Genomic DNA, 26,127 nt, shown 5'->3' with positions numbered 1-26,127 from the left:
GAGAATAACAAAATGAATGTATTAGATATTGCAAAAAAGAGATATTCCGTTAGAACATACGAAGATAAGCCCGTAGAAAAAGAAAAGCTGGATAAAATCCTTGCTTCTGCTCATGTTGCACCAACTGCGGCGAACTTACAGCCAGTTAAATTGTTAGTGGTGCAGGACAAAGAACGATTGAAAAGCATTGCAAAAGCTGGAAATATATATAATGCTCCATTGGCAATTATTGTTTGTGCAGACCATTCAAAAGCGTGGAAACGACCTTTTGACAACAAACAGACAACAGATATTGACGCTACTATTTTGACAGACCACATGATGTTGCAGGCAACAGAATTGGGGTTAGGCACAGTCTGGGTATGTTTTTTCAAACCAGATGTAATCAAACGGGAATTTTCATTACCAGACAACTTAGAACCAGTCAATATATTAGCCATTGGTTACGGAAATGAAACACCAGCAGACCCAGAACGTCATTCTGCTATTCGTATTTCAATAGATGAATTAGTTTCGTATGACTGTTTGTAAATATTCTTCCATTTGAATAATAGCAGAATTGACTTTTTAAGCAGTTAGTCTTAGGATTGACTGCTTTTTTCATACTCAGAAAGGAGTGATTGATTTATGCGTAAGATTTGGAACAAAGGACACCGTATCAGAGCCAGCGACAAGCACCTTGTCTACCACTTTTCCATAGGAACGCTTCTGTTTGTATTTGTGGCGGTTCTCCTGCTACTGAATATGAAACAGCTCATGCGTACCGATTGGGAGCATTTCAGCTTGTTGGAAAACGGCTTGACACTTTCCCCATACAACTTCATAACCATACTGATAGCGACTGGTGTTTGTGCATTGGTCGCTTTTCTGTATTACCGCTTCTGTTACGACAGTTTCAAGAAGCTCCTGCACCGTCAAAAGCTGGCACGAATGATACTGGAAAATAAGTGGTATGAAGCCGATACCGCACAAGACAGCGGTTTTTTTACTGACCTGCAAAGCAGATCAAGGGAAAAAATCGTCTGGTTTCCGAAGATTTATTATCAAATGGAAAAGGGACTGCTTCATATCCGCTGTGAAATTACGCTGGGAAAATATCAAGACCAGCTTTTACGGTTAGAGGATAAATTGGAAAGTGGCTTGTATTGCGAACTGACCGACAAGACCCTGCATGACGGCTATATCGAATATACCCTGCTTTATGATATGATAGCGAAACGCATTACCATTGATGAAGTACAGGCAGAGAATGGCTGTCTTAGACTGATGAAAAATCTTGTCTGGGAATATGACGCACTCCCTCACGCACTTATCGCTGGTGGAACGGGTGGCGGTAAAACTTATTTTCTGCTGACACTCATTGAAGCCTTACTGCATACCAACGCCGTCCTTTACATCTTAGACCCGAAGAACGCTGACCTTGCAGACTTAGGGACAGTTATGGGAAATGTGTATCACACCAAAGAAGAAATGATTGATTGCGTCAATGCCTTTTATGAGGGCATGGTACAGCGAAGTGAGGAAATGAAGCGACACCCGAACTATAAGACGGGCGAAAACTACGCCTATCTGGGACTGCCACCCTGCTTTCTTATCTTTGATGAATATGTGGCGTTTTTTGAAATGCTGGGGACGAAAGAAAGCGTGAGCTTACTTAGCCAACTAAAGAAAATCGTTATGTTAGGACGACAAGCAGGTTATTTCCTTATCGTTGCCTGCCAGCGTCCAGACGCAAAATATTTCTCGGACGGTATCAGAGATAACTTCAATTTCCGTGTGGGATTGGGGCGTATCAGCGAATTAGGCTATGGTATGCTGTTCGGTTCTGATGTGAAAAAGCAGTTTTTCCAGAAGCGTATCAAAGGGCGTGGCTACTGTGATGTGGGAACAAGTGTCATAAGTGAATTTTACACGCCTTTAGTCCCAAAAGGACATGATTTTTTACAAACTATCGGCACACTTGCCCTTAAACACGGGGACGTGCCACACCAACAAGAAAAGGAGAATGACACATTATGAGTTATATGGAAATGCAATTAAAAAATGAAATGTGCGAAGCAATCACAAAAGGAATTTGTTTAAATTTTGGTAACTTCATTGATGACTTGGATTTTTCCAGCGATATGGACTGTTACCAGCTAGAAGAATACCCGATTGAGCGTTACCATGCAAAAATGAGTGAATTGTTGGAAAATACAGAACAAAGACAGCAGAAATTACCGTTGCTGTTCTCAATTCCTCTTGAAGAAGAAATGACGTTCTTAAACTGTACGTTTTGTTATCAGTTTATCGTCATGGAAAAGTCTATGTTCATGCTTACACAACATGAATACGAGTTTGACAAAGAAGCCCTAGAGCTGTGCAAAAACGAAGATATAGACTTCATTGTTGTGTATATGGGTATGAATGTATGCAAGTAAGCAACCGAAACGGCAGGAACGGTCAGCGAAGCGAACCAGACCGTGTATGCCGTTGCTGGTGTGGCGAAGCCACGCCAGCAGGTAAAACCCCTCGGTATCTAACAGAGGGGTACGTTTGCAAATAGACAATAGACAAAAACCATAGGAAACATAAGGCTTCTGGCATGGTTTCCTAGTAAAAATCGGCTGTGAAGTCGCCTTAAAAAACTTCACACTTTACAGATTGGGGGTATGGTTCTGAATGAAGAACAATGGATAAAAGAATTACGGGAGAAACGGATTGCTTACGGTATCTCACAAGGCAGGCTGGCGGTGGCTTCTGGTATCACAAGGGAATATCTCAACAAGATAGAAAGCGGAAAAATGAAGCCGTCAAAGGAACTTCTGGAAACTCTGCATAAAGAACTGGCAAGGTTCAATCCAGAAGCACCGCTTACCATGCTGTTTGATTATGTGAAAATTCGTTTTCCCACGCTGGATATACAGCACATCATCAAAGATATATTAAAATTGAATATCAATTATATGCTCCATGAAGATTACGGACATTACAGTTATACGGAGCATTATTCATTAGGGGACATCTTTATCTATACGTCGGCTGACGAAGAAAAAGGTGTCCTTTTAGAATTAAAGGGGCGTGGTTGCAGACAGTTTGAAAGTTACCTGCTGGCACAGCAAAGAAGCTGGTATGACTTTCTCATGGACGCACTCATAGACGGTGGCGTGATGAAGCGTATCGACCTTGCTATCAACGACCATACGGGCATTTTGGATATTCCAGAGCTTGCGGAAAAATGCAGGAAACGGGAATATATCGGAAAGTCCAGAAGCTATAAGTTTTACCAGTCGGGCGAGCTTATCAAGCACAGAGAGGACGACAGAGAATATATGGGACGTACCCTTTATCTTGGTTCTCTGAAATCAGATGTGTATTTCTGTATTTATGAAAAGGACTATGAACAGTACGTCAAGTTAGGGACACCTCTGGAAGAAGCCGACATTATCAATCGTTTTGAGATACGGCTTCGCAATGAACGAGCCTATTATGCAGTACGAGATTTGCTGACCTATTATGACGCAGAGCAGACCGCCTTTTCTATCATCAATCAGTATGTGCGGTTTGTTGATGAAGAACCAGACAAGCGAAAAAATGACTGGAAACTCAATGACCGCTGGGCTTGGTTTATCGGATATAACAGACAGAGCTTGAAGCTGACGACAAAGCCAGAGCCTTACACCTTAGACCGTACATTGCGGTGGGTACAAAGGCAGGTAGCACCGACCTTGAAAATGCTGAAAAAGATTGATAAGGGAAACGGTACAGACTACATGGAAACAATCGAACAGCAGGCAAAGCTCACAGAAAAGCATGAAATGATAATCAAACAGCAGACGACCCCTGCAAAAGATTTGGTGGAAAGTTAGGAGTGATAAAAAATGTGGGTATTATTAAAAGACTTCCTGCTGGTATCTATGGGAATGGGTATCGGCGTAGTCTTGATGTGTATTTTGAATGTCGGCAAAGAAGCTGACTATGAAATGAAACAATTAAAAGAAAGCGAGGACAATTAAATGAATTTCGGACAAAATTTGTATCAATGGTTTTTATCAAATGCACAGAGCTTAGTGCTTATGGCGATTGTGGTTATCGGTATCTACTTAGGTTTCAAGCGTGAGTTTTCCAAACTTATCGGCTTCTTGGTAGTTGCCTTAATTGCTGTCGGTTTGGTATTCAACGCTGGCGGTGTGAAAGATGTACTGTTAGAGCTGTTCAATAAGATTATCGGTGCATAAAATTTTATTGTGGTGCTGATATGAGAATGGTATAATTTAGAATATGAAATAAAACGAATACGATTTGAGGTTGAAAATATGATTATTTATAGCAAATTGGAAATCAATAGAATAAAAGATTTTTGGGAGTTATTAAATCGTTTAGATACTGAAACAGATTATATGATGTACGAACCAAATGAAAGAAAAGCGAAAACTACTGTTCAAGAATTAAAATTAGATATTCAAGACAATGTAATTCAAGGTTTTGATTTTTTGCAGGTGGCAACAGAAAATGACAAAATAGTTGGTTATATTAGAGCAGAAAGAGGAAAATTTGAAAGAAATTTTCATACGGCATATATTGTTATAGGTATCTTAAAAAAATATAGAGGAAAAGGTATTGGAACTACTTTTTTTAATAATTTAGATTTATGGGCTAAAACAAATAATATTGTCCGTTTGGAACTGACAGTTGAATGTTGTAATAATACTGCAAAAAACTTGTATGAAAAAAATGGTTTTAAAATTGAAGGAATAAGAAAAAAATCAATGTTTGTTGCTGGTTCTTTTGTTGATGAGTTTTATATGGCAAAAATTCTATAAAATAAATTTTCAACTTCATTATTTACAAAGTAATTGGTCTTAGGATTGACTGCTTTTTTCTTACCAAAGTTTCAGATTGGAGTGATGAAATAATGTACTGTTAGAACTGTTCAATAAGATTATCGGTGCATAAAATTTTATTGTTGTGCTGATATGAGAATGGTATAATATGGATATGAAGAAACGGACAAATTAGAAGTTGTGGAGGTGTAGTAATGCACAAAACTATATTGATTGAAGAAATTACCATTGAGAATGTAACAGAAAAAATAAATGAAAAAGTACAAGAAATGGAAAAAGACGGTTATCAGATTAAAACCATGTCCTTTTGGGGAACAGATAAAGCTGTGTTGATTTTCAAAAAAGGGCTAAAAGGAAGTTTGCTATAACTTACAGTTTGACAATTTCATATCCATACACACAAAGCAGTTAGTCTTAGGATTGACTGCTTTTTTCATACCTAAATTTCAGATTGGAGTGATGAAATGAACGATATTTTTAAGGATATGCAGGCAAATGTCGGTTGTGAATATCTTTCTGACCTTCCCTCTTACAAGCGTAAGGTGTGGCAGGAAATGAAACGACTGAACCCTGCCAATTATGAAGAAAGACAGTTAGAAGATTTTTCTAAATATGTGTTTGGTATGTCGTACCAGACCTTAAAAGATGTGATGAAACAACAGAAAGGACGTGAGGAACAATGCAGGAAACAAGGGTGCTGGTGGAAACGAGAGGAACAACTGGCGAAGAAACAACATCATACTGGTTCGACTTGCCGATAGATGTTGCCGAGTTTGAAGAAAAGTTAGGTATCGGTGCAGAAAGTGGGGATTACCGCATTATCGAAAAGGTGTTGCCTTATGCTGATGAAGTCCACGAACATACAAGCGTGTATCAGCTCAACGAATTAGATTTTATGTACCGCCAGCTTTCAAGTGATATGCAGGAAGAATATGTATCACTACTTACGGTGTTTGAGAATTTAGAAGCACTTTATATTTGCAGGAACGTGATTACGGTTTATCCCGACTGCAAAAGCATGATAGATGTTGCAAGGCAAAAGCTGATGAACGACCCGACGTTCAAACATCTGTCCGAGGACTGTCAAGAATACTACTTTGACTTTGAAGCCTACGCTTCTCACTTGCAGGAACACGGGAAATTTTTAGTAACGGAACACGGTATCTTTGAACTGCCAGAGTAGGAAATGAGGTGGTGCTTATGATTGATGATATGGCGGTTTATATTGCTAATCTTGGTAAATACAATGAGGGTTATTTAGTCGGTGCTTGGTTCACGTTTCCCATTGACGAAGAAGATGTGAAAGAAAAAATCGGCTTGAATGAACAGTATGAGGAATACGCAATCCATGATACCGACAACTTCCCCATTGCGATTGGCGAGTATGTTTCCATTGAAGAACTCAATGAGATGTATGAAATGATAGAGGAACTTCCCGACTATATCGTAGAGTGTCTGGACGAATTTATCAGCCACTACGGGACGCTGGAAGAAGTCGTGGAACACAAGGACGATATTTATTATTATCCCGACTGTGAAACCATGACAGACGTTGCCTACTACTACATAGACGAATTGCAGGCACTTGGGGATATTCCACCCAGCTTACAGAACTACATTGACTATGAAGCCTACGGGCGAGATTTGGATATGGGCGGTTGCTTTATTGAAACAAGCCGAGGTATGTGCGAGATACCATATTAACGCTGAAAGATCAGCGACAAGCATTGTTGCTACTGACAGCGTATTTCTCTTTTAAGGGACAGTCTGAAACATGGCTGTCCTTTTCTATTTAGAAACTTACGAAAGGAGCTGAAAGAACTTGAAAAAGATTAAAAGCTACACGGGTATCTGGAACGTGGAAAAAGTCTTGTATGCAATCAATGACTTTAACTTGCCCTTTCCCGTTACCTTTACACAGATTACATGGTTTGTGATTACAGAATTTATCATCATTCTGTTTGGGGATATTCCCCCACTTTCCATGATTGAGGGAGCATTTCTCAAATATTTAGGTATTCCCGTTGCTCTCACTTGGTTTATGTCGCAGAAAACCTTTGACGGAAAGAAGCCGTACAGCTTTTTGAAATCACAGATAACCTATGCCCTGCGACCTAAAATCACTTATGCAGGAAAAGCCGTAAAACTGCATAAGCAGATACTCAATGAAACAATCACGGCAGTAAGGAGTGTGAACTATGTTCCCGATAAAATATATTGACAATAACCTTGTCTGGAACAAGGACAATGAGGTGTTCGCCTACTATGAGCTGATACCATACAATTATTCTTTCCTATCCGCAGAGCAGAAATTTATCGTACATGACAGTTTCCGACAGCTAATCGCACAGTCCCGTGAGGGTAAAATTCATGCCTTGCAGATTGCCACAGAAAGCTCAATCCGCAGTCAGCAGGAGCAGTCAAAGAAGCTGGTAACTGGAAAATTAAAGGAAGTTGCCTATCAGAAGATAAACGAACAGACCGAAGCGTTAGTATCTATGATTGGGGACAATCAAGTGGACTACCGCTTTTTTCTTGGCTTTAAGCTCATGGTTACAGAAGAACAGCTCAATCTGAAGAACATCAAAAAATCGGCGTGGCTGACGTTCACGGAATTTCTCCATGAAGTGAACCACACGCTGATGAATGATTTTGTTTCCATGCCGAATGATGAAATCAACCGTTACATGAAAATGGAAAAGTTACTGGAAAATAAAATCTCCCGTCGCTTTAAGGTGCGTCGCTTGGAAATCAATGATTTTGGGTATCTCATGGAACATCTTTACGGCAGGGACGGTATCGCCTATGAAGATTATGAGTACCAGCTACCAAAGAAAAAATTACAGAAAGAAACGCTGATAAAATACTACGACCTTATCCGTCCGACAAGGTGTGTGATTGAGGAAAGCCAGCGGTATTTAAGATTGGAACATGAGGACAAGGAAAGCTATGTGTCCTATTTTACTGTCAATGCGATTGTCGGGGAGCTTGATTTTCCGTCGTCTGAAATCTTCTATTTCCAGCAACAGCAATTTACCTTTCCCGTTGATACTTCTATGAATGTAGAAATCGTGGAAAATCGCAAAGCATTAACAACCGTCCGCAACAAGAAAAAGGAATTGAAAGACCTTGACAATCACGCCTATCAAGCTGGAAGTGAAACCAGTTCAAATGTGGTGGACGCTTTAGACAGCGTGGACGAGCTGGAAACTGATTTAGACCAGACAAAAGAAAGTATGTATAAGTTAAGCTACGTGATACGGGTGTCTGCACCCGATCTTGACGAGCTGAAACGCCGTTGTGATGAAGTCAAGGACTTTTACGACGACCTCAATGTAAAGCTGGTGCGTCCTGCTGGGGATATGCTGGGGCTTCATTCTGAATTTCTTCCAGCCAGCAAGCGATATATCAATGACTATGTGCAGTATGTAAAATCAGATTTTTTAGCTGGTCTGGGCTTTGGTGCGACCCAGCAGTTAGGGGAAACTACGGGTATCTATATGGGATATTCCGTTGATACGGGAAGAAATGTGTACCTGCAACCGTCTTTAGCTTCGCAGGGCGTAAAAGGCACAGTTACAAATGCCCTTGCTTCTGCTTTTGTCGGTTCGCTTGGCGGTGGGAAGTCGTTCTGCAACAATCTTCTGGTGTATTATTCGGTTCTCTTTGGGGGACAAGCGGTTATCTTAGACCCAAAATCCGAGCGTGGCAACTGGAAAGAAACGCTCCCAGAAATCGCCCATGAAATCAATATCGTAAATCTTACCAGCGATAAAGACAATGCAGGACTTCTTGACCCATTTGTGATTATGAAGAATGTAAAAGACGCTGAAAGTCTGGCAATCGACATCTTGACATTCCTTACGGGTATTTCCTCTAGGGACGGCGAAAAATTCCCCGTGTTACGTAAAGCGGTGCGTTCCGTTACCCAGAGCGACAGTCGGGGCTTGCTCCATGTGATAGACGAGCTACGCCGTGAAGATACGCCCATATCAAGAAATATCGCAGACCATATCGACAGCTTCACGGACTACGATTTTGCACACCTGCTGTTTTCAGACGGTACGGTGGAAAATGCTATCAGTCTGGATAATCAGCTCAATATCATTCAAGTAGCAGACCTTGTGTTGCCAGATAAAGATACCACTTTTGAGGAATACACGACCATTGAATTGTTGTCGGTGTCTATGCTGATTGTGATTAGTACCTTTGCCCTTGATTTTATCCATTCGGACAGAAGTATTTTTAAGATTGTAGATTTGGACGAAGCATGGGCGTTCTTAAATGTGGCACAAGGCGAAACCTTATCAAATAAGCTGGTTCGTGCTGGACGAGCTATGCAGGCAGGCGTTTATTTCGTTACACAATCCTCTGGCGACGTGTCAAAGGAAAGTCTGAAAAACAATATCGGCTTGAAGTTTGCCTTTAGAAGTACTGACATCAACGAGATAAAGCAGACCTTAGAATTTTTCGGTATCGACAAGGACGACGAAAATAACCAGAAACGCTTGCGTGATTTGGAGAACGGACAATGCTTATTGCAGGACTTATACGGGCGTGTCGGTGTGGTGCAGATACACCCAGTCTTTGAAGAACTGCTACACGCCTTTGATACCAGACCGCCCGTACAGAGAAATGAGGTGGAGTGATGAAAGAAAGGATAAAAGGTGCGTTCACAAAAAAGAAGATTTTCCACTTTCTCAAAATGGCTCTGTTCGTGGTGGCACTCTCCCTTATCCTGCTTTCACTTTTGGGGACGGTGGCTCATGCGACGGGGCTTGTGGACGATACCATAAACGCAGAAAATCTTTATTCAAAATATCCCCTTTCCAACTACCAGCTTGACTTTTATGTAGATAATAGCTGGTCGTGGCTTCCGTGGAACTGGCTGGACGGGATTGGAAAATCGGTGCAGTACGGGCTTTACTGCATTACCAACTTTGTCTGGACGATAAGCCTTTATTTAAGCAATGCTACGGGCTATGTGGTGCAGGAAGCCTATAAGCTGGACTTCATCAATGATATGGCAGACAGTATCGGAAAAAGCATACAGACCTTAGCAGGTGTTACCGAGAATGGCTTCGGGAGTACGGGATTTTATGTAGGTTCTCTATTACTGATAATTTTAATCATTGGTATTTATGTTGCCTATACGGGACTGATAAAAAGAGAAACCAGCAAAGCGGTTCAAGCGGTTATCAATTTTCTTGTGGTGTTCGTATTGTCCGCTTCATTTATTGCTTACGCTCCCGACTACATCAAGAAGATAAATGAATTTTCATCAGACATCAGTACCGCTTCACTTGACTTGGGAACAAAAATCATGCTCCCCAACTCTGAAAGTGAGGGCAAGGACAGCGTGGACTTGATACGGGACAGCTTATTTTCTATTCAAGTGGAACAGCCGTGGCTACTCTTACAATTCGGGAACAGTAACGCAGAAGAAATCGGGGCAGACCGTGTTGAAGCTCTCGTATCGGCAAGCCCAGAGGACGAGGACGGAAAAACCAGAGAAGAAGTCGTGAAAACAGAAATCGAGGACAACGACAACAACAATCTGACGATACCGCAGGTCGTAAACCGTTTAGGCATGGTGTTCTTCCTATTCATTTTTAATATAGGTATCACAATCTTTGTATTCTTACTGACGGGGATAATGATGTTAAGCCAGATACTTTTTATTATCTTTGCAATGTTTTTACCTATCAGTTTTCTTCTTTCCATGATACCTAGTCAAGAAAATCTGGCAAAGCAGGCAATCGTGAGGGTGTTTAATACCATAATGACACGGGCAGGAATAACGCTCATTGTAACGGTGGCGTTCAGTATTTCTAGTATGTTTTATAACATCTCCAAAGAGTACCCGTTTTTTATGGTGGCGTTCTTACAGATAGTGTGTTTTGCAGGTATCTTTATCAAGCTGGGCGACTTAATGAGTATGTTCTCACTTAATGCTGGCGACAGTCAAAATATGGGACGCAGGATATTCCGCAGACCATATCTGTTTATGCGACATAGAGCTAGGCGTATGGAAAGACGGCTTGCTGGTGCGGTTACTGCTGGCGGTGTTGCTGGTGCGGTGGCAGGTAGCACGATTTCAAACAGAAAACCGACAAGGAACACAGCCACAAAAGACAGTCGGGGCAATACCTCTACTTCCAGCATGGGACAACGTGCAGGCTCAAAGGTGGGTGCTGTCTTAGATACGAAAAATAAAGTGAAAGACAAGGCAAATGCTGTCAAAGAAAATATCAAGGATATGCCGACACAGACCGCTTATGCGGTGTATTCCGCAAAGGAAAAGGCAAAGTCCAGCGTGTCCGACTTCAAGCGTGGCATGGTGCAGGAACAGCAATCCAGACAGACGGGACGTTTGGAAAAGCAGGAACAGCATAGACAGAATATTGCTGATAAGCGTATGGAGCTTCAAAAGGCACAAGAAGCAAGGCAGGCACAGCGAAAGGCTGACGGATCAGCAACAACGGGAGCTACCCGTCCCCATGAGCGACCAGCCACAGCTTCAAAGCCGAGTGCGGAAAAAATGCAGGAAGTGAAACGCCCTGCCACAGCTCCAACTCCGAAAGCAAGTGAGCCAGTCAAGACAAATGTTATCAAAGAGCGTCCGTTATCTTCTGGTGCTTCTGATAAGAAAGCGACCCAGTCTGCACAGCCAGCACATAGGCAGAATGTAGAAAAAGTGGTATCGCAGGAAACACGCCAGAATTACACAAAAGACCGCAGGACAAAGGGTCAGCAGACGCAAACCGTCCAAAAGAACCAGCAGACAACAGAGAAAACTCGTAACCTTGTAATGAAGAAAGGACAGAAGAAAAAATGAAACTGAAACATATCGCTCTTATCGGCAGTCTGTTTCCTATCCTCTTTTCTCTGGTGCTTTTCTTTGGTGTCCTTATTAGTGCGGACAGCGACGACGAGAACAGCAACTTTTCTTCTGGCATTACGGGTATGAATTTATCCGCAGAAGTCTTGAAACATCAGCCTATGGTGGAAAAGTACGCCAGAGAATACGGCATTTCCGAGTATGTCAATGTGCTACTGGCTATCATTCAAGTAGAAAGTGGCGGTACGGCAGAAGATGTTATGCAGAGTTCGGAAAGTCTTGGTTTACCGCCTAATTCCTTAGATACGGAAAGCTCAATCAAGCAGGGGTGTAAGTATTTTGCGTCCCTGCTTTCTTCCTGCAAAAATCAAGGTATCGACGATTTGAATGTAGCGATACAGTCTTATAACTATGGCGGTAGTTATGTGGGATATGTGGCAGGAAAAGGAAAGAAACACACTTTTAATCTTGCAGAGAGCTTCGCCCGTGAAAAGTCGGGTGGAAAGAAAGTAACCTATACTAACCCGATAGCCGTTGCGAAGAACGGGGGCTGGCGATATGGTTACGGAAATATGTTCTACGTGGAATTAGTCAATCAATATCTGACCGTGGCACATTTTGATAATGCGACGGCACAAGCGATTATGAATGAAGCGTTGAAATATCAAGGCTGGAAGTATGTGTATGGTGGCAGTAACCCGAACACTTCCTTTGATTGTAGCGGACTTGTGCAATGGTGCTATGGAAAAGCTGGTATCTCTTTACCGAGAACCGCACAAGCACAGTATGACGCAACCCAACATCTTCCACTCTCGCAGGCAAAGGCTGGGGACTTGGTATTTTTCCATTCTACCTATAATGCTGGTTCGTATGTAACCCATGTGGGAATATATGTGGGAAATAACCAGATGTACCATGCAGGCGACCCGATAGGATATGCAGACCTAAATAGTAGTTACTGGCAACAGCATTTAATCGGTGCAGGACGAGTAAAACAATAGAAAGGACTTGAAAATATGTTTAAGAAGAATAAGAAGCAGACAGAAAATGTCAAAGAAAAAAAGGTGCGTACTGTTAAGGTAGGCACACATAAGAAAACCGTGATTGCGTTGTGGGTGGTGCTTATCGCAAGCGTGAGCTTTGGGGTATATAAGAATTTTACCGCTATCGACCAGCACACGACCCACGAAAAAGAAATCATTGAGCTTCGCTTGCAGGACACCAACGGGATAGAAAATTTCGTGAAGAACTTCGCAAAGTCCTATTACACATGGAATAACAGCAAAGAAGCGATTGAAGCAAGGACGCAGGCAATCAGCGGTTATCTGACAAAAAAATTGCAGGACTTGAATGTTGATACAATCAGAACGGATATACCGACCAGCTCCACAGTTACAAATGTGATTGTGTGGAGTATCGAACAGTTGGGAACGGACACTTTTTCTGCTACCTACGAAGTAGATCAGCAGATAAAAGAGGGAGAACAGACAAGTATCGTCAAGGCAACCTATACCGTAAAAGTCCATGTGGACGCTGACGGGGATATGGTAATCGTTCAGAACCCTACCCTTGCACCAGCAATCGAAAAATCAGACTATGAGCCTAAGACACCAGAAGCAGACGCAAGCGTAGACGCTGATACCGTAAGCGACGCTACCGCATTTCTGGAAACATTTTTTAAGCTCTATCCAACAGCCACAGAAAAAGAACTTGCCTATTATGTATCGGGGAATGTGATTGAACCTATCGGCAGGGACTATCTGTATTCTGAATTGGTAAACCCTATCTTTACAAAGGACGGGGACAATGTAAAAGTTAAAGTTGCTGTAAAATTCCTTGATAATCAGACAAAGGCAACACAAGTATCGCAGTATGAACTTGTGCTATATAAGGATAGCAACTGGAAGATTGTAGGATAAACAGATATAGCGTGCATTTCTTAAGTGAGATTTGCACGCTTCATTTTCTGTGCAAACACCATATAACACTTGACAACAGCATTGCTCTGTTATATACTGTTTATACAGAAAGGAGCTGTGAGATGAAAATTATTATAAACCATTCTTCAATGATACCTATTTACGAGCAAATAGTAGAACAAGTTAAAGCTTTAATTCGGAATGGAAAATTAAAAGAAAATGATAATCTTCCGTCTGTTCGTTCTCTTGCAAAAGAATTAAAAATAAGTGCTCTAACTGTAAAAAAAGCATATGATAACTTGGAAAACGAGGGGTTTACGGTAACAATTCATGGAAAAGGAACATATGTTACTGCTACAAATACAGAGCTTTTATTAGAGGAACAGAAAAAGGAATTAGAAAGTGATTTAGAACGAGTTATTCAAAAAGGCAGATGTTACGGTATCAGTGATGAAGATATAAAAAAACTATTTGAGTTAATTTTGGAGGGTTAGATATGTTAAAAATTGAGCATTTGAAAAAAAGTTATGAAAGCTTTTCGCTTGATTGTTCTCTTGAAGTAAAGAAAGGTCATGTAACTGGTTTGATTGGTCAAAATGGTGCAGGAAAAAGCACAACATTTAAAGCTATTTTAGGGCTAATTTCCTTTGATAGTGGAACTATCAATATTCTTGGAAAGTCATTACAAGATTTTACTGCAAAAGACAAGCAAGATTTGGGAGTAGTTCTTTCGGACTCTGGCTTTAGTGGATATTTAACAATCAATGATATTATTCCTATTATTGATAATTTATATCAAAATTTTGATAAATCATTTTTTATAGAACAAGTTAAAAAGTTTCAGCTTCCACGAAATAAAAGAATAAAAGATTTTTCAACTGGTATGAAAGCGAAAGTAAAAGTCTTAGTTGCTGTTTCACACAATGCAAAGTTGTTAATTCTTGATGAACCAACGGCGGGATTAGATGTAATAGCTAGAGATGAATTGCTAGAAATGCTAAGAGATTTTATAGAAAAAGACGAAGAACGCTCTATTTTAATTAGTTCTCACATTTCCAGTGATTTAGAAACTTTATGTGATGACCTTTATATGATACATCAAGGAAAAGTAATTATGCACGAAGATACTGATGTTTTACTAAGCGATTATGCACTACTTAAAGTTGATGAAGAAGAATATTCCAAATTAGATAGACAATATATTTTACGTACCAAAAAAGAAAGCTATGGATATAGTTGTTTAACTAATCAAAAACAATATTATGCTGAAAATTATCCTCAAATGGCGATTGAAAAAGGAAATATAGACGAAGTAATAACAATGATGATTAGAGGTGTTGAATAATGAAAGGTTTATTGATTAAAGATTTTAAATTGCTGAAAGGACAGAAAAACTTCTTTATGGCTATTACTGCTATATCTATAATAATGATAATAGTATCTCCGGGGACTTCGTTTCCGATTGGTTTCTTAGGTTTTGTGGGGGCATTATTCTCATTGAGTTCAATTAGCTATGATGAATTTGATAATGGAAATGCTTTTTTATTTTCTTTACCGATAACACGAAAAGATTATGTACTGGAAAAATATATTTTTGGATTGATTTCAGGAATAATGTCTTTGTTGTTGGGAACTGTTATTAGTTTAGTTGCTATTGGTATTACAAAAACAGGCAGTTTTAATGAAATTTTTTTAACAGCAGGTTCTTTATTTCCTACTATTTTATTGATTTTATCAATCATGCTTCCTTTTATCTTGAAATTTGGTGGAGAAAAAGGAAGAATTGCTATCATAGGTGTAATGGGACTTATATTTGTTATAGGACTGCTTCTTATAAAAACTACTGAATATTTAGGAATAGATTTATATGTCTTAATAAATAAATTACCTAAATTTGAGCCACTAGTATATATAATATTATTTTTATTGTTTTCAGTTGTTATTTTAGGTATCTCCTATCTTATTAGCTTAACAATACTAAAGAAAAAAGAGTTTTAGAAAAGAGAGGTGTGCTTATGGACTTGACTATTTTGGTAGTAGGATTGATATTGGGTGTTGGTATTCCTTTAAGAAATAAGGCAATCAAAAAGCGTAGAGAAAATATGAAAGAGAAAGGAAATGAGGAAAAATGAAAAAATATGAATATTTAGAAATTGATTATACTGCGAAAGGTGTTGTGTTCCTTTGCACCGATAAACATAAGGAAGTTATAAATAGCTATGCAGAAAATGGGTATCGCTATGTTGGTTTTATACCTACAGAAATTGACGCAAAAGGTTGTATGCGAAAGATTGATTTAATTTTTGAAAAAGAAGATTAACTCATTTTAGGGAGTTGGTTCGAATGATAGGGTTAAAAAAACGAGATATTAAAAAAGCATTAAAGGCAGGTGCAAAGGCTGGCGGTATGTCATTAGCTGATGTTCGGGAAAATATTGAAGCAACGATTGATGAAGCTATGAATAGCACCGACCCAGAGGTGCAGGCAAATTTCAAAAAGTATTTTGGAAAAAAACGCCCTACGCCAGAGGAATACATTTATACCATTACGAAAAAGACAACGGTAAAATTATAATAAAAGGGTCGTGGAAATGCTTCACAGAATTGTGATCTGCATTATCACGGCTCTTTTGCTATCTGTTTACTTTCAAAACTGTAAGTGTAATTGAACACTGCCCTTGCTATAATTTAATTGTATTCCAAAACAAATAAATGTGGCAGGAAGAAAGGAGCGATTTTTAATGGAACACATTTTAAATTTAGAGCAAGTAAAAAAATACTACGGGGATAACTCTGGAAATATCACAAAGGCAGTAGACGGTATTTCTATGTATGTAGACAAGGGCGAATTTGTCGCAATAATGGGAGCTAGTGGTTCTGGAAAGACTACCCTATTAAACTGTATCTCTACGATTGATACTGTAACCAGCGGACACATTACAGTCAACAATCAAGATATTACCAAAATCAAAGATAAAGATTTTGCTGATTTTAGACGTGAAAATCTAGGGTTCATTTTTCAAGATTTCAACCTTTTAGATACCTTAACGATTGAAGAAAACATTTCTTTGTCATTGGTAATCAACAAACAGAACCCTGCTGATATTGACAAACGAGTTCATGCTATCGCTGATAAATTGGGTATTCGTGATATTTTATCGAAATTTCCTTATGAAGTTTCTGGCGGACAAAAACAGCGTTGTGCTTGTGCAAGAGCCTTAATCAATGAACCGAAACTGATATTAGCTGATGAACCGACGGGAGCTTTGGACTCAAAATCTTCCAGATTGTTACTGGAAACAATGTCTGACATCAACAAGAAAATGCAGGCTACTATTTTAATGGTAACACATGACCCGTTTAGTGCGTCTTTTTGTAAACGTATTTTGTTCTTGAAGGACGGTAAAATATTCAATGAAATTTTCAGAGGGGAAAAAAGCAGAAAAGATTTCTTCAATGAAATACTGGATATATTAACCTTGCTCGGAGGTGAAGTGGGAAATGTTAGGTAAATTAGCGGTTAGAAATACAAAAAGAAGCATTAAAGATTATTTGATTTATTTAATAACTGTTACTATCGCATTTTCTCTTATATTTGCTTTTAACTTAGTGGCAAGTTCTGAAGAAGTAATAGAATTATCGACAGGCATGGATACGTTTAAGTATATTCTAGCTTTTGTGAATGTTGTTATTATATTTGTTATCTGTTTTTTGATTAACTACACCACAAAATTTATGTTTGAAAAGCGAAGCAAAGAGCTTGGAACATATATGCTTCTTGGAATTAGAAAAAAAGAAATTGCTCGATTGCTTGTAATTGAAAATGTGTTATTAGCGATATGTGCTTTGGTTTTGGCTATTCCTCTTGGGTTCATATTTAGTCAATTTGTATCATTGGTAATTGTAAACTTATTAGGTATTCCAGAAGTAATCTTTATTTCAATAAATTTTGTTTCCATAGGATTGCTTGCTATTTACTTTTTGGCAATATACGTATTGGTTTTGCTTAATCTTTTACGAAGAATTAGAAAAATGACAGTACATGATTTTCTCTATTTTGACAAGCAGAATGAAAAGAAAATGTTCCGTAGCAATAAAAAAAGAAATATTATTTTCATTGTTAGTGTTATATTAGGAATTACTGCTATTTTGCTTTGGGCTTCACGTTGGACAATGGAAAACAGCGGTAAACAAGAAACTCTTACGTATTTGATGATTAGCATGATGATGTTGATTATCAGTATTTATGGTGTATCAGCCACTTGTGCAGATATGTTGTTGTCGGTTTTATTGAAAAATAAAAAACTTAAATATCAAAAAGATAACCTTTTTGTAACAAGAACTTTTGCGTCAAAAGCAAGAACAATGAGTTTTACGTTCGGGACACTTTCCATGTTGATATTACTTTCTTTGTTATGTTTAAATTTTTCAAGTATCAATAAAGGAGTGTATAAAGCAAGCATAGAAATGACAGCTCCGTTTGATGTTCATGTGTTTGAAGAAAAACAACCATTTAAAGATTTTGAAGAATATGTGAATGTTGTTGATGAAGATTATACAATAAATGAAGCAATCGAATTTGATGTTTATAAAGAACCGAAACATCAAATGCAGAATTATTTTGACGTGCAATTTTATGATTATGACCCAGTAATGAAATTAAGTGATTACAACGAAATACTGAAATTAAAGAATATGGACACCATAGAATTAAGTAATGACGAGTATTTTCTTGTAACTAGCAAAGATTTGTTATATAAAGTTGAAAACAACAAGGATATTGAAAAAATTCAGTTGACAAGTGGAAAAGAATTAAAACTAAAGGGCATTGATACAAAAACGTATTGGTATCAAATAAATAATACTGGAAGATTTGCTGTTATTGTGCCTGATGAATATGTTCAAGGCTTGGAAGTATCTGAGCAACATCTGATTATAGATACCGTAGAAGAAACAGATACAAAACTTAGAGAAAAAATCAAACAAGATTTGAAACACCGATTAGTAATAGTAAATGATGATGGAGAAACAGTCGTACAATATTATAGACTTTCTGTAAGAGGTTCTGCTATTGAAGAACAAAATACGATGACCGCTATGATTGCAAGCATTTGTCTTTATATTGCCTTTATTTTGATTTCGGCAGTTGGAACAGTTCTTGCTATTCAATCACTAAGTGACTCTACAAAGTACAAATATCGCTATCAAACATTAAAAAGATTGGGAGTGAATGATAAATCATTATTTAAAACAATCAGAAAGCAATTACTAATATTATTTGGTGTTCCAGTTATTTATTCAATTCTTGCAAGTTTCTTTATGCTGGTATCAGTCAATAATGTTTATAAAATTTATTTAGAAAGTGAGTATAGTTATTTAATTTACTTCGTAGTAGGTTTGGCGATTTTCTTCTTTATCTATGGAATTTATTGGATAGCAACGTATATCGGTTTCAAGCGAAATATCAATGAGGAGAGTTAGATTTTTCTAGCTCTCCTGCTGTGAAATTATTATAATGGTAAATCAAGGGGGTGTGGAAATGAGAATAGCAATTATCGAAGATGATGAAATCACTCGTCTGGAGCTTTCTAAACTATTGAACACACAAGGATATGAAACAGTTTTATTGACTGACTTTGAAAATCTGACAGAGGAATTAAAGCAATATTCCATAGAACTGGTTCTGCTTGATATTAACCTGCCGTATGAGAATGGCTATGAAGTATGCAGGAAAATAAAACAAGTCATGCCAGTACCTATTATCTTTGTAACAAGCAGAGATACAAATGCTGACGAATTGAAAAGTATTCAAGTGGGTGGGATTGACTTCATCACAAAGCCGTATGACACGCTTATTCTTCTTGAGAAGATCAAGCGTGCATTGCAGTTGTCAAACCCGAATAATTTCCGTGAGCTTGTCAAAAAAGATTGTACCCTTGATTTACATTTATCCATTTTGAAGTATCAAGAGAAAAACATTGAACTGACAAGAAATGAATTTCGTATTTTATACTACTTCTTTATGAACGAAGATAAAGTTATTAGCAAAGAAGAACTATTGGAAAAGCTGTGGAACGACAAATATTATTTAGACGAAAATGTATTACTGGTTAATATGACCCGTCTAAAAAAGAAAATGAAAGAAATCGGTATTGTTCATTTATTGGAAAATATACGAGGAAAGGGTTGGAAACTGTGAGCTTTTTTGCATTCTTAGAAGAAAAAATAACAGAGATATTGTTTCAACTTTTCTTTCTTGCCTTAGTAGCATTTCTCTTGATTTTCTACGGTGTAGATACGCTATTTGTTGTATTGCTGGTAATTCTGTTCATCAGCATACAAGGGCTTTTTCAATGGTGTTTGTATCGGAAGAAACGTAACGCTTCACAACATATTATTGATTTAGTAGACGGACTGGAAGAAACCTATTATATTGCAGACGTTTTACCAAAGCCAAAAGAATTTCAAAATGAAGCCTATTACTACGCACTAAAAAAAGCCTGCAAATCTATGAATGATGAAATCGGCAAAATCACAGAGGAAAAGCAAGACTATCAAGAATATGTGGAAAGTTTCGCCCATGAAATAAAAATACCGATAGGAGCATTGTCTTTGACGTTTGACAATACAAAAAATTACACATTAAAAAAAGAAACAGACAAAATATTTCAGTTAGTGGAACAAATGCTCTACTATGCAAGAAGCGAAAATACGGAAAAAGACTATTTTGTAAAACAGTTGCAGTTAGAGGAAGTGATACATAATGTCATTCTGAAATTCCGTCATTCGCTTATGGAAAGGAAAGCAATTATCAATATCCATAATATAGAAAATGTCGTTTATACTGATGAAAAATGGCTGACATTCATTCTATCTCAAATCGTGCAAAATGCGATTAAGTATTTTGATAAGCAGGAAAACAAACTGACAATATACAGTCAAGACAACGAAACAAATATACTGCTTGTGATAGAAGATAATGGCTGTGGAATAAAAACGTCTGATTTATCCCGTGTATTTGAAAAAGGTTTTACGGGTTCAAATAGAAACAAGGCAAATGCAACGGGTATGGGACTGTATCTATCGAAAAAATTATGCGATAGGTTGGGCTTGAAATTGGATATTGCTTCTACAGAAAAAGAATATACAAGACTGACCATTACATTTCCAAAAGGAACAGTTCATAATTTTTCAGAGTAATTTGAAAACCATGCCAACATTGATACGGTGCTTTAAGGGGGCTTGCATTATGGAAAGCTTTAAGTACAATTCTTTGCAATCAAATTCCACCTAATAGCACACTATTAAAAATTGAATATGTTTTAGCTTTAAAGGCTCGTACAGACTATATGTTTTGTGCGGGCTTTTTTCATACCCGAAAAAAATTTAAAAATTTTTCAAAAGAGGTCATTAAATCACACCTAGCTGTCCTTATATGGTGCGGAAAGAGGGATAAACACTTTTCAAATCATAAAGGAAAGGAGGTGAGATTGATGAAACCGTCTGACTTCCAAAAAACAGTTCAATGTCGTTTTGAAAGTTGTTTAAAGAAAGTTGTCCGTAGTGTCGTGAAAGATTATTACAAGGAATTAAACCGTCGTAAGAATAAAGAAATATCTTTCAGCGAATTGCCAGATGTCCTTATTGATAAAATGGCTGTTTGGGACGACTACGAAACAGATTATACAATCTTTTCAGTATGTGGCATTGATATTCGTGTCCTTGATGATGAATTGGCAGAAGCCTTGAAGAAGCTTCCAGAAAGAAAGAGAAATACTCTGTTGATGTATTACTTCTTGGAAATGACAGAAAGTGAAATTGCTAACTTGCAGAAAATCACGCAAAGCGGTGTATTTAGAAATCGACATCACGCTTTGGAAACTATGAAAAAGATACTCAAGGAGGAACATTAGAAAATGAAACAGTTATTTAAGAAGCCGTCCTATTACTTGATTTCATCAGCTATGGACGGAAACGAAAAAGCGATTGAGAAATTGCTGGCATTTTATGACCCGTACATATCAAAATGCTGTTTACGTTCACTCTATGATGAATATGGAAATGTTTATATCGTTGTAGATATGGAATTAAAAGGACGTATCAGAGAAGCACTTATCAAAATGATTTTAGGATTTGATATTGAAGATATGAACTTAGAACCAGAAGAATAAGCAGTTTTTAGCGGAGCATGATTTAATGTCCCCCCCTCTTTCCTGCTCCACTACTGTTTTTACACATGAAAGCAACACGCTTTCGCCACAGCTCTTTGACAACTGAATAAAGCAGACAGATACGTTTGTGAGATAGCGAGCCACGGGGACTGTACGCCACGACCTTTTCAAAAGAAAGCGAGCGACCCACGCAGTGATCCGAGAGCGACTGTTGGAAAAGTCGTTTTGCCACGACCTATCCTCACAGAATAATGATACGTCCGCATGGTGCGGTTCTGCCCACAAGAATGGGAATAGTTGAGATACTAACGGAGTTTTCCAAAGCCGTCTGCCTGCTTGTAAAAAATAACACACAGTAAAGGGGGTGCATAGATTATGAACAATACTGATGTGCCTATCTGGGAAAAATATACGCTGACGATTGAAGAAGCGTCTAAATACTTCCGCATTGGCGAAAAGAAATTGCGTAAATTAGCTGAAGAAAATCTTGACGCTGGCTGGGTTATCGTGAACGGCAACCGTATTCAGATTAAGCGAAAACAATTTGAAAAAATCATAGATACATTGGACGAAATCTAATGTCATTGAGCCGTAGATATGGTATAATAAGGTATAGCGTATCACGGCTCATTCCATGACGGAAAGGAGCTTTACACTATGTCTAATGTAAAACGAAAAGACAGTAAAAATCGCAATTTGCGTAATGGAGAGAGCCAACGAAAAGACGGAAGATACGTTTATAAATATACCGATATATACGGAAAGCCACAATTTATCTATTCTTGGAAACTTGTACCGACAGACAAGACACCTGCTGGAAAGCGTGATGATATATCGTTGAGGGAAAAAGAAGCACAGATAAAAAAAGACCTTAACGACGGTATCGACACAGTCGGCGGTAAAATAACAGTTTGCCAGCTTTACGAGAAGAAGAACAGCCAAAGAAAGAACATCAAGAGGGCTACTGAAAAGGGACGACAGTATCTTATGAACGCTCTGAAAAATGACCCGTTGGGTATGAGGGCGATTGATACTGTCAAGCAGTCGGACGCTAAAGAATGGGCTATCAGAATGAGTGAAAAAGGATATGCCTATAAAACGATTGATAACTACAAGCGTTCCTTGAAAGCGTCATTTTACATGGCGATACAAGACGACTGTATCAGAAAGAACCCGTTTGAATTTAAGCTAAGTGATGTTCTGGAAGATGATACGGAGCAGAAAGTTATCCTTACACCAGAGCAGGAAGAACGCCTGCTTGCCTTTATGGAAAAGGATAAGATTTACAGCAAGTATTATGATGAGGTTGTGCTTCTGCTGGAAACGGGACTTCGTATTTCTGAATTTTGCGGACTAACGACGCATATTGATATGCAGAACAGAATACTCAATATAGACCACCAGTTATTGAAAGACAGCGAAATCGGCTACTATATTGAAACGCCTAAGACCAAAAACGGAAAACGGGAACTTCCATTGACAGAACGGGCTTATCAAGCAATCCAAAGAATACTAAAGAGCAGAGGAAAAGCACAACCGCTGATTGTAGGTGGTTACAGCAATTTCCTATTCTTAAACCGTGAGGGCTTGCCTAAAGTTGCAGGAAACTATGAAGGCATGGTGCGAGGACTAATTAAGAAGTATAACAAGTATCACACGGACAAGTTACCGAACATCACACCACATTCATTCCGACATACTTACTGTACGAATATGGCAAACAGAGGAATGAACCCAAACACCCTGCAATATCTCATGGGACACGCTAACATAACCATGACACTTGGCTATTATGCACACGGTACATTTCAATCTGCAAAAGCAGAACTGGAAAGACTGGCTTGTTAATATCAAAGCTTATATTTACTACTCATTTACTACTTTTGGTTGCATTTTCATGCTGGTAAATGCCAGCTTATGCAAGGTATCTTCCAAAAAGAAAATACCGATAAAGCCCTAAAATACGGGATATATCGGCATTTACCAACTTATGAAAAGATAATCAGAAATTTAGTAAGTTTTTATTTCAAAATTCAAATATTTATCAATATATTTTATCAAAATAACAGTTTTTCCAGATCCTGTTGGTGCTTTTAAAACAATTGTTTGTTTTGAAGCTGGGTTAGTTGATACCCCACAAAGCCAATCAACGGCCTCATTCTGAAAATCATACTGTTTCATCATAACTCTCCACTCTCCCTTAATTCATCTTCAAAATAATAATCTGGTATGGTTATGAGAGCTTTACCACTGAATAACCTTTCTTGTTTTGCTGTAAGGAATACTGAACTTGAAATATAAATACCTTTACATTTATATAACTTCTCCGCATTATGTTCAAGTTCGTCAGCCTGATCATCCGTTAAAATTAAAAGATATTGCTCCTTATTTAAAGTGGTGCTATGCTCTAATTGCACCATTTCTCCTATATGCCCCATTAATTTCTCTCCTACGGAATAAAACTCATCATCAGATGACTTTGGTATAAAATCAGTCTTATAATATTTTAGATTGGCAGGAATGTTATTATCATAAATTGATCCATCTAATCTTAAACCATTAATTACAATTGATAATCTTGGATATGTAACATTATCACATATTCCCCCTTCATTATTTGTGCATAAAATAAATTTTCTATTACCTCCTAATTTCTTATTTAATAGCCATGAGCAAAACTCCACACATTCAGTATTTATGCGGATTTGCGAGGCATGGCAACCTCTTTTATCACTCCCAGAACCTTTGGTTCTGTATTTATAGTAACAACCAGCTCCAGATGGTATAATTAAGTTGCCAAAACAAATTCACCGAAAGGAGCTGATTGCTATCTACCGTCAACAAATCATTCAAGACATCCGTCTTTTTACCTCTCAACCTGTTGCTAAATTTTATGATTCCCTTTTCCTGAATCTTGATCTGTCTTTCGTTCAGGAATACCCAAAAACGGGACGTAAAGGTTTTTCCAACCACGCCATGATTTGTGCCTTCATTGTCATGAAATGTGAAGGCTTCCCCATGATTACTGACCTTGTCGATTATCTCAACAACAATCTTCTCATTGCCCATTACTGCGGCTTTGATATTTCCCTGCCGCTTCCTTCATACTGGACTTTTGACCGCTTCCTGAAAGATTTTGACCATTCCATTCTTTCCTACATTATGCAGTCACAGGTTCTTTCCCTTGCTGCAGATGGCATCATAGATACCTCCTTCATAGGACTGGATTCCACCCCTGTTTCTGCCAATACATCACAGAACAATCCCAAGTCTTTCCTCTCTAACAAATTCCAGCCTGACAACCAGCCAAAAGCAGATAAGCACTGTAAACTCGGTGTACACACAGCTTCCAACCAGACTAACGAAAAGAAATATGAATTCTACTGGGGTTACAAAAACCATGTCCTCGTAGACTGCATCTCCGGTCTCCCTATTTATGAAATGACCACAACTGCTGAAGTGGCAGATTCCACAGTCGCTCTTGATATCCTTGCTGGCACTCATGCTTTCCTTCCTGTTACAGAGTGTACCTTTCTTGCTGACAAAGGCTATGATGTAAAAAAGATTTACAACCAGGTCAAAGAGCTCTATGACGGGGAATGCATCATACCATTAAACAAACGTAATACGAAAAATCCCAAACTTCTTCCTCAGGGAAATCCCATCTGTGAAGCAGGACTTGCCATGTGGAAGGATGGTAAATTTTCTGATAGAAATCGCACCCGCCAAAAGTTCTGCTGTCCATTAAAGTCATCCAAAGATGCTGACTGCCCATGCCATCACAAAAACTTTTATAATGGCAAAAAGCATCGTGGCTGTACCAGATACATTACAATTGCGGACGACCTGCGGCTTTCCATCGACAGGAACAGCAGGTATTTTAAAAGCAGCTATTTTCTCCGCACGGAATGTGAACGTTACAATTCCCGCTTCAAAAACACGGGGCAGGAACGGATGTGGGTAAGAAACAAATCCTCCGTTGCAAACCTAAACACACTTGCCCATATCAGTCTTTTGGCTGTTGCCATTGCTGCAGTTACTGGCAATTCCGGTCAATCCTACCGCAAGCTAAAATCTTTAAAACGGACTGCCTGACTTTTGTAACTGAATACTCCCTGATTTTCGTAGGTTTTGGACTTACGTTAGCTTTGTTATGCCTAAAAAGCGTCTTCCCTCAACATTAAAAGTCTAACAGTCAAATCTCATCTTAAAATCAATGCGTTTTGCTCTTCTCTAATTATATCAAAGAACTATTTCTTTTTCCATTCCCTTCCAAAAAATGCGGGAAATTCTTTTTTCTCTATACACCAAGGAACTATTACCTATTTATTTACATGGCATACCACCCTGTCCCAACATATGCCAAGATTTTCT

At 38.4% G+C, this 26,127-nt stretch carries 31 protein-coding genes and 1 pseudogene; 30 read left to right on the top strand and 2 right to left on the bottom strand.

What is annotated here, in order from left to right; genetic code table 11:
- The first annotated feature begins 12 nt into the window (after positions 1 to 12).
- The 29 genes and pseudogenes from C805_RS13730 (at position 13) to C805_RS13600 (ending at position 23,601) form a co-directional block, all read left to right on the top strand.
- Positions 13 to 531, top strand: coding sequence for a nitroreductase family protein (locus C805_RS13730; RefSeq protein WP_016214457.1), 519 nt, complete (start codon positions 13 to 15; stop codon positions 529 to 531).
- A gap of 96 nt (positions 532 to 627) precedes the next feature.
- Positions 628 to 2,019, top strand: coding sequence for an FtsK/SpoIIIE domain-containing protein (locus C805_RS13725; RefSeq protein WP_016214456.1), 1,392 nt, complete (start codon positions 628 to 630; stop codon positions 2,017 to 2,019).
- Complete coding sequence (locus C805_RS13720; protein WP_009269732.1) at positions 2,016 to 2,420, top strand: hypothetical protein; 405 nt, start codon at positions 2,016 to 2,018, stop codon at positions 2,418 to 2,420. Before C805_RS13725 ends, C805_RS13720 begins: the two co-directional genes overlap by 4 nt.
- Before the next feature lie 231 nt (positions 2,421 to 2,651).
- Complete coding sequence (gene mobT / locus C805_RS13715; protein WP_016214455.1) at positions 2,652 to 3,848, top strand: MobT family relaxase; 1,197 nt, start codon at positions 2,652 to 2,654, stop codon at positions 3,846 to 3,848.
- Between the two features lie 33 nt (positions 3,849 to 3,881).
- Positions 3,882 to 3,995, top strand: a pseudogene (locus C805_RS13710) (DUF3789 domain-containing protein); the annotation flags it as partial.
- Positions 3,996 to 4,217, top strand: coding sequence for a hypothetical protein (locus C805_RS13705; protein ID WP_002323342.1), 222 nt, complete (start codon positions 3,996 to 3,998; stop codon positions 4,215 to 4,217). It abuts the pseudogene before it with no gap.
- Positions 4,218 to 4,295: 78 nt separating this feature from the next.
- Positions 4,296 to 4,802 (top strand): GNAT family N-acetyltransferase, encoded by a 507-nt coding sequence (locus C805_RS13700; protein ID WP_009269729.1) that lies wholly within the window; start codon positions 4,296 to 4,298, stop codon positions 4,800 to 4,802.
- Between the two features lie 215 nt (positions 4,803 to 5,017).
- A complete protein-coding gene (locus tag C805_RS26690; RefSeq protein WP_009269728.1) occupies positions 5,018 to 5,191 on the top strand; it encodes a hypothetical protein in 174 nt (57 codons plus the stop codon).
- 96 nt (positions 5,192 to 5,287) lie between these two features.
- Positions 5,288 to 5,584, top strand: coding sequence for a hypothetical protein (locus C805_RS0105110; RefSeq protein ID WP_031201029.1), 297 nt, complete (start codon positions 5,288 to 5,290; stop codon positions 5,582 to 5,584).
- Positions 5,503 to 6,006: an antirestriction protein ArdA gene (locus C805_RS13695; RefSeq protein WP_016214454.1), complete on the top strand. Its 504-nt coding sequence runs from the start codon at positions 5,503 to 5,505 to the stop codon at positions 6,004 to 6,006. Before C805_RS0105110 ends, C805_RS13695 begins: the two co-directional genes overlap by 82 nt.
- A gap of 17 nt (positions 6,007 to 6,023) precedes the next feature.
- Complete coding sequence (locus tag C805_RS13690) at positions 6,024 to 6,527, top strand: antirestriction protein ArdA (protein WP_002323345.1); 504 nt, start codon at positions 6,024 to 6,026, stop codon at positions 6,525 to 6,527.
- A gap of 118 nt (positions 6,528 to 6,645) precedes the next feature.
- Positions 6,646 to 7,044 carry a conjugal transfer protein gene (locus tag C805_RS13685; RefSeq protein WP_009269726.1) on the top strand — a complete coding sequence of 133 codons (399 nt, stop codon included), beginning with the start codon at positions 6,646 to 6,648 and terminating at the stop codon, positions 7,042 to 7,044.
- Complete coding sequence (locus C805_RS13680) at positions 7,022 to 9,472, top strand: conjugal transfer ATPase TcpF (RefSeq protein WP_016214453.1); 2,451 nt, start codon at positions 7,022 to 7,024, stop codon at positions 9,470 to 9,472. The genes C805_RS13685 and C805_RS13680 overlap by 23 nt, the downstream gene beginning before the upstream one ends.
- Positions 9,472 to 11,661 (top strand): CD3337/EF1877 family mobilome membrane protein, encoded by a 2,190-nt coding sequence (locus C805_RS13675; protein WP_016214452.1) that lies wholly within the window; start codon positions 9,472 to 9,474, stop codon positions 11,659 to 11,661. The genes C805_RS13680 and C805_RS13675 overlap by 1 nt, the downstream gene beginning before the upstream one ends.
- Positions 11,658 to 12,665 carry a bifunctional lytic transglycosylase/C40 family peptidase gene (locus C805_RS13670; RefSeq protein ID WP_016214451.1) on the top strand — a complete coding sequence of 336 codons (1,008 nt, stop codon included), beginning with the start codon at positions 11,658 to 11,660 and terminating at the stop codon, positions 12,663 to 12,665. The genes C805_RS13675 and C805_RS13670 overlap by 4 nt, the downstream gene beginning before the upstream one ends.
- A gap of 15 nt (positions 12,666 to 12,680) precedes the next feature.
- On the top strand, positions 12,681 to 13,583 hold the full coding sequence (locus C805_RS13665; RefSeq protein WP_016214450.1) for a conjugal transfer protein: 903 nt from the start codon (positions 12,681 to 12,683) through the stop codon (positions 13,581 to 13,583).
- Between the two features lie 122 nt (positions 13,584 to 13,705).
- Positions 13,706 to 14,077 carry a GntR family transcriptional regulator gene (locus tag C805_RS13660; RefSeq protein ID WP_009269721.1) on the top strand — a complete coding sequence of 124 codons (372 nt, stop codon included), beginning with the start codon at positions 13,706 to 13,708 and terminating at the stop codon, positions 14,075 to 14,077.
- 2 nt (positions 14,078 to 14,079) lie between these two features.
- The gene (locus tag C805_RS13655) at positions 14,080 to 14,928 is read left to right on the top strand and encodes an ATP-binding cassette domain-containing protein (RefSeq protein WP_009269720.1); all 849 of its coding nucleotides are present in this window, start codon (positions 14,080 to 14,082) and stop codon (positions 14,926 to 14,928) included.
- Complete coding sequence (locus tag C805_RS13650; protein WP_009269719.1) at positions 14,928 to 15,581, top strand: ABC-2 transporter permease; 654 nt, start codon at positions 14,928 to 14,930, stop codon at positions 15,579 to 15,581. The genes C805_RS13655 and C805_RS13650 overlap by 1 nt, the downstream gene beginning before the upstream one ends.
- 130 nt (positions 15,582 to 15,711) lie before the next feature.
- Positions 15,712 to 15,903: a DUF4177 domain-containing protein gene (locus C805_RS13645; RefSeq protein WP_008370354.1), complete on the top strand. Its 192-nt coding sequence runs from the start codon at positions 15,712 to 15,714 to the stop codon at positions 15,901 to 15,903.
- A gap of 23 nt (positions 15,904 to 15,926) precedes the next feature.
- Complete coding sequence (locus tag C805_RS13640) at positions 15,927 to 16,157, top strand: hypothetical protein (RefSeq protein WP_009269717.1); 231 nt, start codon at positions 15,927 to 15,929, stop codon at positions 16,155 to 16,157.
- A gap of 166 nt (positions 16,158 to 16,323) precedes the next feature.
- On the top strand, positions 16,324 to 17,094 hold the full coding sequence (locus tag C805_RS13635; RefSeq protein ID WP_016214449.1) for an ABC transporter ATP-binding protein: 771 nt from the start codon (positions 16,324 to 16,326) through the stop codon (positions 17,092 to 17,094).
- Positions 17,084 to 19,063, top strand: coding sequence for an ABC transporter permease (locus C805_RS13630; RefSeq protein ID WP_009269715.1), 1,980 nt, complete (start codon positions 17,084 to 17,086; stop codon positions 19,061 to 19,063). The genes C805_RS13635 and C805_RS13630 overlap by 11 nt, the downstream gene beginning before the upstream one ends.
- Positions 19,064 to 19,121: 58 nt before the next feature.
- The gene (locus C805_RS13625; RefSeq protein ID WP_009269714.1) at positions 19,122 to 19,781 is read left to right on the top strand and encodes a response regulator transcription factor; all 660 of its coding nucleotides are present in this window, start codon (positions 19,122 to 19,124) and stop codon (positions 19,779 to 19,781) included.
- Positions 19,778 to 20,782 carry a HAMP domain-containing histidine kinase gene (locus tag C805_RS13620; protein WP_022751084.1) on the top strand — a complete coding sequence of 335 codons (1,005 nt, stop codon included), beginning with the start codon at positions 19,778 to 19,780 and terminating at the stop codon, positions 20,780 to 20,782. Before C805_RS13625 ends, C805_RS13620 begins: the two co-directional genes overlap by 4 nt.
- Positions 20,783 to 21,075: 293 nt before the next feature.
- Positions 21,076 to 21,495, top strand: a complete 420-nt coding sequence (locus C805_RS13615) for an RNA polymerase sigma factor (protein WP_009269712.1) — start codon at positions 21,076 to 21,078, stop codon at positions 21,493 to 21,495.
- Positions 21,496 to 21,498: 3 nt separating this feature from the next.
- A complete protein-coding gene (locus C805_RS13610) occupies positions 21,499 to 21,753 on the top strand; it encodes a helix-turn-helix domain-containing protein (RefSeq protein ID WP_009264382.1) in 255 nt (84 codons plus the stop codon).
- Between the two features lie 375 nt (positions 21,754 to 22,128).
- Positions 22,129 to 22,332 (top strand): excisionase, encoded by a 204-nt coding sequence (locus tag C805_RS13605; RefSeq protein ID WP_002347229.1) that lies wholly within the window; start codon positions 22,129 to 22,131, stop codon positions 22,330 to 22,332.
- A 78-nt stretch (positions 22,333 to 22,410) separates the two neighbouring features.
- Complete coding sequence (locus C805_RS13600) at positions 22,411 to 23,601, top strand: site-specific integrase (protein ID WP_009269711.1); 1,191 nt, start codon at positions 22,411 to 22,413, stop codon at positions 23,599 to 23,601.
- A 162-nt stretch (positions 23,602 to 23,763) separates the two neighbouring features.
- Here the strand turns inward: C805_RS13600 and C805_RS26355 are convergent, their stop codons facing one another.
- Entirely contained in the window at positions 23,764 to 23,937 is a 174-nt protein-coding gene (locus tag C805_RS26355; protein WP_155957617.1) for a DEAD/DEAH box helicase family protein, read from the bottom strand.
- Complete coding sequence (locus C805_RS26350; protein WP_031201028.1) at positions 23,934 to 24,437, bottom strand: hypothetical protein; 504 nt, start codon at positions 24,435 to 24,437, stop codon at positions 23,934 to 23,936. Before C805_RS26350 ends, C805_RS26355 begins: the two co-directional genes overlap by 4 nt.
- A gap of 109 nt (positions 24,438 to 24,546) precedes the next feature.
- On the opposite strand from C805_RS26350, the gene C805_RS0105100 reads away from it, so the two are divergent.
- A complete protein-coding gene (locus tag C805_RS0105100; protein WP_022750937.1) occupies positions 24,547 to 25,848 on the top strand; it encodes a transposase in 1,302 nt (433 codons plus the stop codon).
- Positions 25,849 to 26,127: the final 279 nt, after the last annotated feature.

It is taken from the genome of Eubacterium sp. 14-2 (genome assembly GCF_000403845.2).
GTDB lineage: Bacteria > Bacillota > Clostridia > Lachnospirales > Lachnospiraceae > Petralouisia.
The sequence above is the reverse complement of the archived record's forward strand: the minus strand, read 5'-3'. Positions and strand labels throughout refer to the sequence as shown.

Coding starts and splice junctions, on each gene's coding strand:
- C805_RS13730 (WP_016214457.1), top strand. CDS start 13: ATGAATGTATTAGATATTGCAAAAAAGAGATATTCCGTTAGAACATAC.
- C805_RS13725 (WP_016214456.1), top strand. CDS start 628: ATGCGTAAGATTTGGAACAAAGGACACCGTATCAGAGCCAGCGACAAG.
- C805_RS13720 (WP_009269732.1), top strand. CDS start 2,016: ATGAGTTATATGGAAATGCAATTAAAAAATGAAATGTGCGAAGCAATC.
- mobT (WP_016214455.1), top strand. CDS start 2,652: ATGGTTCTGAATGAAGAACAATGGATAAAAGAATTACGGGAGAAACGG.
- C805_RS13705 (WP_002323342.1), top strand. CDS start 3,996: ATGAATTTCGGACAAAATTTGTATCAATGGTTTTTATCAAATGCACAG.
- C805_RS13700 (WP_009269729.1), top strand. CDS start 4,296: ATGATTATTTATAGCAAATTGGAAATCAATAGAATAAAAGATTTTTGG.
- C805_RS26690 (WP_009269728.1), top strand. CDS start 5,018: ATGCACAAAACTATATTGATTGAAGAAATTACCATTGAGAATGTAACA.
- C805_RS0105110 (WP_031201029.1), top strand. CDS start 5,288: ATGAACGATATTTTTAAGGATATGCAGGCAAATGTCGGTTGTGAATAT.
- C805_RS13695 (WP_016214454.1), top strand. CDS start 5,503: ATGCAGGAAACAAGGGTGCTGGTGGAAACGAGAGGAACAACTGGCGAA.
- C805_RS13690 (WP_002323345.1), top strand. CDS start 6,024: ATGATTGATGATATGGCGGTTTATATTGCTAATCTTGGTAAATACAAT.
- C805_RS13680 (WP_016214453.1), top strand. CDS start 7,022: ATGTTCCCGATAAAATATATTGACAATAACCTTGTCTGGAACAAGGAC.
- C805_RS13675 (WP_016214452.1), top strand. CDS start 9,472: ATGAAAGAAAGGATAAAAGGTGCGTTCACAAAAAAGAAGATTTTCCAC.
- C805_RS13670 (WP_016214451.1), top strand. CDS start 11,658: ATGAAACTGAAACATATCGCTCTTATCGGCAGTCTGTTTCCTATCCTC.
- C805_RS13665 (WP_016214450.1), top strand. CDS start 12,681: ATGTTTAAGAAGAATAAGAAGCAGACAGAAAATGTCAAAGAAAAAAAG.
- C805_RS13660 (WP_009269721.1), top strand. CDS start 13,706: ATGAAAATTATTATAAACCATTCTTCAATGATACCTATTTACGAGCAA.
- C805_RS13655 (WP_009269720.1), top strand. CDS start 14,080: ATGTTAAAAATTGAGCATTTGAAAAAAAGTTATGAAAGCTTTTCGCTT.
- C805_RS13650 (WP_009269719.1), top strand. CDS start 14,928: ATGAAAGGTTTATTGATTAAAGATTTTAAATTGCTGAAAGGACAGAAA.
- C805_RS13645 (WP_008370354.1), top strand. CDS start 15,712: ATGAAAAAATATGAATATTTAGAAATTGATTATACTGCGAAAGGTGTT.
- C805_RS13640 (WP_009269717.1), top strand. CDS start 15,927: ATGATAGGGTTAAAAAAACGAGATATTAAAAAAGCATTAAAGGCAGGT.
- C805_RS13635 (WP_016214449.1), top strand. CDS start 16,324: ATGGAACACATTTTAAATTTAGAGCAAGTAAAAAAATACTACGGGGAT.
- C805_RS13630 (WP_009269715.1), top strand. CDS start 17,084: ATGTTAGGTAAATTAGCGGTTAGAAATACAAAAAGAAGCATTAAAGAT.
- C805_RS13625 (WP_009269714.1), top strand. CDS start 19,122: ATGAGAATAGCAATTATCGAAGATGATGAAATCACTCGTCTGGAGCTT.
- C805_RS13615 (WP_009269712.1), top strand. CDS start 21,076: ATGAAACCGTCTGACTTCCAAAAAACAGTTCAATGTCGTTTTGAAAGT.
- C805_RS13610 (WP_009264382.1), top strand. CDS start 21,499: ATGAAACAGTTATTTAAGAAGCCGTCCTATTACTTGATTTCATCAGCT.
- C805_RS13605 (WP_002347229.1), top strand. CDS start 22,129: ATGAACAATACTGATGTGCCTATCTGGGAAAAATATACGCTGACGATT.
- C805_RS13600 (WP_009269711.1), top strand. CDS start 22,411: ATGTCTAATGTAAAACGAAAAGACAGTAAAAATCGCAATTTGCGTAAT.
- C805_RS26355 (WP_155957617.1), bottom strand. CDS start 23,937: ATGATGAAACAGTATGATTTTCAGAATGAGGCCGTTGATTGGCTTTGT.